We start from the raw sequence: 8,100 nt of genomic DNA, 5'->3' as shown, positions 1-8,100 counted from the left end.
GTGGGGTGCCGGCGGCCGGCAGCGGCGGGGTCGCCGTCGTCGTCGCCGACCTGAGCCACGGCCTCGTCGCGCCGCGTGCGGTCCTGCTGACCCACGACGACCTCGTCGGCCAGCGCGCCGCCGAGCGTCCCGACCGCGCCAGCATGCCCGCGCGCCGGCGCAAGCAGGTCGACCCGTTGGAGCTCAAGGCCGGCGACCACGTCGTGCACGAGCAGCACGGCGTCGGGCGCTACGTCGAGCTCGTCAACCGCACCGTGCAGGGCGCCGCCCGCGAGTACCTCGTGATCGAGTACGCGCCCAGCAAGCGTGGGCAGCCCGGCGACCGGCTGTTCGTCCCCATGGACCAGCTCGACCAGGTCAGCCGCTACGTGGGCGGCGAGAGCCCGAGCCTCGACAAGCTGGGCGGCGCCGACTGGACCGCGCGCAAGAACAAGGCGCGCAAGGCCGTCCGGCAGATTGCGGGCGAGCTGATCAAGCTGTACGCCGCCCGTCAGTCCACGAAGGGGCACGCGTTCGGTCCCGACACCCCCTGGCAGGCCGAGCTCGAGGACGCGTTCGCCTTCGTCGAGACCCCGGACCAGCTCGTGACCATCGACGAGGTCAAGCGCGACATGGAGCGGTCGGTCCCGATGGACCGCCTGGTCTGCGGCGACGTCGGCTACGGCAAGACCGAGATCGCGGTGCGCGCCGCCTTCAAGGCCATCCAGGACGGCAAGCAGGTCATCCTGCTGGTGCCGACGACCCTGCTCGTCCAGCAGCACTACGCGACGTTCGCGGAGCGCTTCGGGCAGTTCCCGGTCACCATCCGGCCGCTGTCGCGGTTCCAGACCGAGAAGGAGTCGCAGGAGACCCTCGCCGGTCTCGCCGACGGCAGCGTCGACCTCGTGGTCGGCACGCACCGCCTGCTGCAGCCCGGCGTCCAGATCAAGGACCTCGGTCTCGTGATCGTCGACGAGGAGCAGCGGTTCGGCGTCGAGCACAAGGAGGCGCTGAAGCACCTGCGGGCCGCCGTCGACGTCCTGGCGATGTCGGCGACACCGATCCCTCGCACCCTCGAGATGGCGGTCACCGGCATCCGTGAGATGTCGACCATCGCCACCCCGCCGGAGGAGCGCCACCCGGTGCTGTCCTTCATCGGCGCGTACGACGACAAGCAGGTGGCGGCCGCGATCCGCCGTGAGCTGCTGCGCGAGGGACAGGCGTTCTTCATCCACAACCGCGTGCAGTCGATCGACAAGGTCGTGAAGCGGCTGGGCGAGCTCGTCCCCGAGGCGCGCGTGGCCGCCGCCCACGGCCAGATGGGCGAGCAGGCGCTGGAGAAGGTCATGGTCGACTTCTGGGAGAAGCGCTACGACGTGCTCGTCTGCACGACGATCGTCGAGTCGGGCCTCGACGTGTCCAACGCCAACACGATGATCATCGAGCGGGCCGACACGCTCGGCCTCTCGCAGCTGCACCAGCTGCGCGGCCGGGTCGGGCGAGGGCGCGAGCGGGCCTACGCCTACTTCCTGTACCCGCCCGACAAGCCGCTCACCGAGACCGCCCACGACCGGCTCGCGACCATCGCGCAGCACTCGGAGCTGGGTGGCGGCATGCAGGTCGCCATGAAGGACCTCGAGATCCGCGGCGCGGGCAACCTGCTCGGCGGCGAGCAGTCGGGCCACATCGCCGACGTCGGCTTCGACCTGTACGTGCGGCTCGTGGGCGAGGCCGTGGCGGAGTTCCGCGGCGACGGCGGCGAGGACGGCCTGCCGGGCGGTCGCGAGGTGAAGCTCGAGCTCCCCGTCGAGGCCCACCTGCCGCACGACTACGTCCCGAGCGAGCGGCTGCGGCTGGAGATGTACAAGCGGCTGGCCGACGTCCGCTCCGACGCCGACGTCGAGGAGCTGCGCGCGGAGCTGGTCGACCGCTACGGCGAGCCGCCGGAGGTCACGGAGGTGCTGTACAAGCCGGCGACGCACGTCGCGCTCGTGCCCGCGCCCAAGACGGCACCCGTCGGCGGGCGTCCGCTGCGTGGTCGCGAGCTGCTGCAGTGGGTGGCCACGGTCGTCGAGACCCTCACGGCCTGAGCCACGGACGACGGACGGACGGCCCGGCACCTGCAGGTGCCGGGCCGTCCGTCGCGTGGCGTCAGCGCGTGATGCGCAGGGCCGTGCGGGTGCCGTCCTTCGCCGGGTGGTTGGCGTCGCCGGAGTAGCGGATGAAGTACGTCCACGTGCCGGTCGAGCCCGCCGCCGGGATGCCGACGACGGCGCGGCCGTTCCTCAGCGTGACGGGTCGGCTGTACCGCACCGTGCGGCCCTTCTTCAGGACCGCGCGCACCGTGCCCGTCGCCTGGGCGGGGCTGGCGGACGTGACGACCACCGTCGCGCGACCGGTCTTGCGCTTGGTCGGCCGCGTGGTCGACGGACGACGCACCGTGGCGGCGTACCGCGTCACCTCGATCGTCGTCGTCGCGCCCGTGGCGGCGGCGTGCGTCGTGTCACCGGAGTAGTGCACGGTCGACGTCCAGCGCCCCAGGCGGGTCGCCTTCGGCACCTTGACGGTGGCCACGCCGTCCTTCAACGTCGCCTTCGGCCCGGTGAGGGTGGTGCTGCCGTTGACCAGGGTCGTGTGGACCGTGCCGGTCGGCACCGAGTCGTCGGGGCTCGCCACGGTCACGCGGGTCGAGCCGGTCGTCGTGCGGGTCGGCTTGACCTCCGAGCCGCGCGAGAGCGTCGGCGTGAGGGGCTCGGGTGCCGGGTCGACGAAGGTGAGGGGCGTGGCGGTCTCGTACGCGGCGACGGTCGCGCCGCCGCCGGCGTAGGTGTAGATGCCGTAGGTGCCGGTGCGGTCCTTCAGCCAGTCCTCGTTGACCGGGATCGTCGCGGTGAACGTGCCGTCGCTGCGCAGCTCGGTGTAGTTCGGCGCCTCCGGGTCCTGTGCCGGGCTGCTCGCGGCGAAGGACGCACGCGGGACGGCCCACTTCACGGCCGGCGCGGAGGTGTCGCCGCTGTCCGCGTTGGCGCGCGCCGACGACGGCGCGCCCTGCGACGGACGCCAGACGTCGGCGTAGCGGCCGAACGCGACGTACACGCCGGACTTCTGGCCGGCGAACGGAGGCCGCGTGCCCGTGGCGAGCGACGGGTCGAAGCCGCGACCCTCGACGGTCACCGAGGTGGTGTCACCACGGGTGATCTCGGTGTCGGAGACGGTGACCGTCGGGGTCTGGGCGAAGGTCACGTCGAAGGGGAGCTGCGGCTTGTTGTCCTGCTTGCCGGCGCAGCCGGTGGAGTAGAAGTGCGCGAGGACGGACGAGCCCGCCTCGTGGGAGGCGAGGGCGTCGAGGAAGTCCGTCGGCCACGCGCCCCACCAGCCGGTGGCGCCGTCCTGCGCCGAGCACGTCCGCGTCTGGGCGGTGGTGCCCGACGGGGCGTCCCACGTGACGCCCTGGTAGTCGGGCGTCACCCGGTAGCCCGTGGACGTCTGGGCGCTCAGGGAGCCGGCGTCGAACGTCGCGATGGTGAGCCGGCCGAAGTCCTTCGCGGGGAAGGCCTCGCCGGTCATGGACTGACCGGCACCGATGGTGAAGCGCATCGTCAGCGTGCCGGAGCCGTCGGGCTCCACGTCGAGCTGCGGGTCGGCGTAGATCTCGTCGGGGGCGCCGTACTGCGCGGGGTAGGCGTTGACGGTGTAGCTGCCGCTCCAGCTCAGCTCCGCCGCGCCCGTGCTGCGGTCGACCGTGCCGTCGCCGCCGGTGAACTGCACGACGTTCGGCGCCTTGCCCGCCTTCGACGTCGGGAACGACGTCGTGGGGACGGGGTCGACGCGGTAGACCTGCTGCGGGGACGTGTTCGGCACGGTGCTGACGTCGCCGGCGAGGTAGCGGGCGTCGCCGGTCGGGTCCTTGAACGTCCAGGGACCGAAGATGCCGTCCTGCGCGTAGCCGCTCAGGCCCCAGGTGAAGGTGGCCTCGCTGACGGTGTCCGACGCGGTCGAGGCGGCGGGTGCCGCTCCGGCCGACGGCGTGACGACCGCGAGGGTCGCCGCCGCGAGGGCGCCGGCGCCGAGGAGCGACACGAGTCGCGTCCTGCGGCGGGTGGGGGTGGTGGACATGGTGTTCCTTTCGGAGGTGGTCAGCCCCGCCGGGGGGCTGCTTCGGGGGAGGGGCGGGACGTGCGGGAGGCCGCGACGCTGCTGCCGGTGACGACGAGCGCGGCGAGGCCCGTCAGCGCGGCGGCGAGCCACCACCAGAGCGCGTCCCTGGAGCGCTCCGACGCGGTGGGCGGCAGCGGCAGCAGGGTGGAGACCGGCCTGGTCTGGACCAGCTCGCCACGGGCGGCGGCGCGGGCCGCGTCGGCCGGTGGGGCCAGGTTCGCGGCGGGCGCGCCGGGTGCGGCCGCGCCGGACCGTCGTCCTGCGGACGACGTCGTGGGGGTGGTGGCGGACGGCCGCGGTGGCTGGACGACCGGGTTCTCGATGGGGTCGAGCGGAGCCGGACCGGGCGTCGGCGGCGGCGTGACGTCGGCGCCGGCCCAGGAGACCGTCATCGGCGACGCCTTCTTGTAGGGGTCGGCCGAGCCGCCGCTGCTGTACCAGTAGGCCGCGGTGCCGGTCGTGCGCTGGAAGTCGACGAACGACTGCGGGAACGAGCCGTACGGGCGCACCTGGGGCACGCCCGTGACCTGGACGCCGTCGTAGGCCGGGGTGGCGGTGAACCCGCCCGCCTCCTCCTGCGCCGACCCGAGGTCGACGCGGCCCAGGTCGGCGACGACGACGCGCTCCGGCGCGACGGGTCCCCACGCCGTCAGGTCCTCCATCGACGAGGCGAACCCGCCGAGCTCGGCCGTCACCTGCCCGACGCCGTCCTCGACCACGAGCTCCGGGTCGCTGAGGTAGAAGAACGCCATGCCGGAGTAGTAGACGACGCTCGCGTCGCCGTCCCAGCTGATCGTCGCGTCGCCAGCGGCGGCGTCGATCGTGCCCTCGCCGCCCGAGAACACCAGCTGGTGGCCCGAGAACCGGCCCCCGCCGATGGCCGCGCCGGTCGCGTCGGTGCGCAGGCCCGCCCAGGTGGCGGGCCGGTACGCGGACCCGTCCCACTTCTCGACCGCGACGTCGCCCGTCCGTGCCGACCAGCCAGACGCCGGCATGATCGTGCCGCCCCGTCCGGGGTCCGGCACCTTGCCGGCCGAGAGGAAGTTGATCGTGCCCGGGGCGAAGGCCCGGTTGTTCGACTCGTCGTTCAGTCCCCAGCGCAGGACGGCGTCGTCGACGGCGCGCGGTCCGGACGCCCCCTGGGCCGAGGGGTCGGGGTCGCCGGTGCCGGGCTGGTCGGCGAGGGCGGCCGACGGTAGCAGCGCCAGCCCGAGCGCCAGGCCGGCGGCGACGAGGTCACGCCAGGGCCGCGGCACGACGCTCCTCCTTCCGACGGGAGGTGACCAGGCGCCGGACGGCGAACACCACGGCACCGACCAGCAGGAGGAGCGCGAGGCCCGCGGCGGCCATCGGCAGCCAGGAGGGCACGCCGCCGGATGTGTCGACGGTCGACGCCGCCGAGGGCGGTGGGGCGGCGACCGGGAAGGAGACGCTGGGGGTCGCCGTGCCGCCGCTGAGTCGCAGCTCGTGGGTGCCCACGCCGACGTCGGCGGGCAGCGCCAGCGCCCCGGCCAGCTGACCGTCGGCGCCTGCGGTGAGCGGACCCACGGCGGCCACGCCGTCGTCGAGGGTGGCGGTCACCTGCTCCCCGGGCCGCAGGCCGGTGGCGCTGAAGGAGAGCACGTGGCCGGCCACGGCCGTCTCGCGGTCCACGGCGAGCACGGGCTTGGTCCGTCGCGTCGCCGTCCTCGCCGCGCTGCCCTCGGCCTCCTTGGCCTCGGCGGTCGGGGCGTCGCCACCGGCCACGGCGGCGCCGTCGCCGTCCGACGACGAGGACGACGACGTGGCGGCGCCTCCACGGGCCGCGGCGGTCAGGTCGGCCACCGACACGGGGGTGAAGGTCTCGTTGCGGGCGTTCTTCACGCCGTGCGCTCCGATCGTGATGATGCCGCACCGGGTCCGGCGGCAGTCGACCGTCGTGACCTTGTTGCTGCGGTCGCGAGCCTTGAACACCGCGCCCGGGACGACGATCCGCGTCGACCACGAGCCGTCGGCGGCCAGCGTGCCGCCGTTCGCGGCGGACGCGGTGTCGCTGCCGGGGAAGGCCACGAACTTCTGGAAGCCCTGGTTGTCCTTCGTCTCGCTGTCGGGGACGTACAGCAGGTTGCGCCCGGTCTGGCCGCCCTGCGACGGACGCCAGGTCCCGGAGACCGTGCCGAAGAAGACGTAGATGCCGCCGTGCCCGTTCTTGATCGACTGGAAGCCCTGGCCGCGCAGGGTGAGGGTCGTGGCGTACGTCGGGTCGACCACGGCCGACCCCTGGGCGTTGGCCACGCCGACGCGGGACTCGGCCGCGGCAGGCGGTGCCGTGACCACGGCGACGAGCCCGGCGAGCGCCAGCGAGAGCGCCACGAGGGCCGCGGTCGTGCGTCGGGGGAGTGCGGCAGGAGCGGGGGACGGTCCGGTCAGCACGGGGCCTCCTGGGGGTCTCGGTGGGGGAGGACGAGCAGCCGACCGTCGAGGTCGACGACCTCGAGCGGGTGCTCGTACACGGTGGAGAGGAGCTCGGCGGTGAGGACGGCGCGCGGTGCCCCGACGGCGCGGACGCGACCGTCGGCGAGGACGCAGACCCGGTCGGCGTGCGCGGCGGCGAGGGTCAGGTCGTGCAGCACGGCCACGACCGCGTGACCGGCAGCGGCCAGCTCGCGGGCCTGGGCCATGACGAGCTCGACGTGGCGGACGTCGAGCGCCGCGGTGGGCTCGTCGAGCAGCACGAGGGCGGTCTCCTGCGCGAGCACGCGTGCCAGCGAGGTGCGAGCGCGCTCACCGCCGGACAGCGTGGGGTAGACGCGCTCGGCGAGGTGTGCGACGTCGCTGCGGCGCAGTGCCGCGGCGACGACGACGTCGTCGCGCTCCTCCTCGGGACGTCCGGCCCACGCCGCCCGGCCCATGCGGACGACGTCGACGACGCGGAACCCGAACGCGAGCCGGTTCTCCTGCGGCAGCACGGCGCGCCGGCGCGCGAGCTCGCCGGCGCGCAGGCTCGCGACGCGGCGGCCGTCGAGCGTCACCGTGCCCCGCTGGGGGACCTGGTCGCCGGAGAGGACGCCGAGGAGCGTGGACTTGCCGGCACCGTTGGGTCCGACGAGCACGAGCAGCTCGCCCAGGCGCACCTCGAGGTCGACGTCGTGCAGGACCGGCGTGCCACCCAGCTCCACGCCGATGCCGGAGGCGACCAGGGGGGCGTTCACGCCCAGCCTCCCGCGGTCCGGCGCGTGCGGCGCAGCAGCCAGAAGAAGAACGGCCCGCCGACCAGCGAGGTCAGCATGCCGATCGGCAGGTCGGCGTAGGCGACGGCGGTACGGGCGAAGAGATCGGCCCAGAGCAGCAGGAGCGCCCCGCCGAGCGCGCTGGCAGGCACGAGCACCCGGTGGCCGGGACCGACGACCATCCGGACCAGGTGGGGCACGACCAGGCCGACGAAGGCGATGATGCCGGCGAAGGAGACGGCGGCCGCGGTGAGCAGGGCGACCAGACCTGCTCCCAGCGCGAGCCGTTGAGGCTGCCGAGCTGCCAGAACACGATCTCCTCGCGCGCCGACGTGTCGCCGAGGAACAGCATGAGCGCCAGGCCCGCGCTGCACACCGCGTTGACGGCGATGCCCGTGAGCACGAGCGTGACCACCTCGGTGCGTCCGTCGGCCCGTGACAGTGCGTAGACCGTGAGGGTGGTGACCAGGCCGCCCACGAACGCGAACGCCGGCACGGTCCACGCGCCGAGCAGGGTCACCTGGAAGACGATGACGAACGCGGCGGCGAGGGCGGCACCCACGGACACGCCGACCACGCCGGGCTCCGCGAGCGGGTTGCCGAAGACGCCCTGCATCAGTGCCCCGGCGGTCGCCAGCGCCGCGCCCACGAGCAGCGCCAGCGCGACCCGCGGGAAGCGGACCTGCCAGAGGGTGTTGTCGCCCTGGGGGTGCGTCGGCAGGGGCAGGACGTCGAGGCCCACGCGGTGCAGCAC

The 8,100-nt window shown here is 74.0% G+C and carries 5 protein-coding genes and 1 pseudogene; 1 reads left to right on the top strand and 5 read right to left on the bottom strand.

What is annotated here, in order from left to right; translation table 11 throughout:
• Positions 1–2,069: transcription-repair coupling factor (gene mfd, locus A6Q79_RS14870; protein ID WP_317698692.1), on the top strand; the 2,069-nt coding region annotated here is incomplete at its 5' end.
• Between the two features lie 61 nt (positions 2,070–2,130).
• On the opposite strand, the gene A6Q79_RS14865 is transcribed toward mfd, so the two are convergent.
• The 5 genes and pseudogenes from A6Q79_RS14865 to A6Q79_RS14845 all read right to left on the bottom strand — a co-directional run bounded on the left by A6Q79_RS14865 (position 2,131) and on the right by A6Q79_RS14845 (position 7,995).
• Complete coding sequence (locus A6Q79_RS14865) at positions 2,131–4,095, bottom strand: hypothetical protein (RefSeq protein WP_286690573.1); 1,965 nt, start codon at positions 4,093–4,095, stop codon at positions 2,131–2,133.
• Positions 4,096–4,115: 20 nt separating this feature from the next.
• Positions 4,116–5,393 carry a hypothetical protein gene (locus tag A6Q79_RS14860; protein ID WP_289016619.1) on the bottom strand — a complete coding sequence of 426 codons (1,278 nt, stop codon included), beginning with the start codon at positions 5,391–5,393 and terminating at the stop codon, positions 4,116–4,118.
• Complete coding sequence (locus A6Q79_RS14855; protein ID WP_289016618.1) at positions 5,374–6,549, bottom strand: hypothetical protein; 1,176 nt, start codon at positions 6,547–6,549, stop codon at positions 5,374–5,376. Before A6Q79_RS14855 ends, A6Q79_RS14860 begins: the two co-directional genes overlap by 20 nt.
• On the bottom strand, positions 6,543–7,328 hold the full coding sequence (locus tag A6Q79_RS14850) for a heme ABC transporter ATP-binding protein (protein ID WP_289016617.1): 786 nt from the start codon (positions 7,326–7,328) through the stop codon (positions 6,543–6,545). The genes A6Q79_RS14855 and A6Q79_RS14850 overlap by 7 nt, the downstream gene beginning before the upstream one ends.
• Positions 7,325–7,995: pseudogene (locus tag A6Q79_RS14845) on the bottom strand (FecCD family ABC transporter permease). The gene A6Q79_RS14850 and the pseudogene A6Q79_RS14845 overlap by 4 nt, the downstream one beginning before the upstream one ends.
• Positions 7,996–8,100: the final 105 nt, after the last annotated feature.

Source organism: Aeromicrobium sp. REDSEA-S32_B7, from assembly GCF_001626145.1.
GTDB lineage: Bacteria > Actinomycetota > Actinomycetes > Propionibacteriales > Nocardioidaceae > Aeromicrobium > Aeromicrobium erythreum.
The sequence above is the reverse complement of the archived record's forward strand: the minus strand, read 5'-3'. Positions and strand labels throughout refer to the sequence as shown.

Bases quoted from the DNA above. Each gene is read 5' to 3' on its own strand.
- A6Q79_RS14865 (WP_286690573.1), bottom strand. From the start codon at position 4,095: ATGTCCACCACCCCCACCCGCCGCAGGACGCGACTCGTGTCGCTCCTC.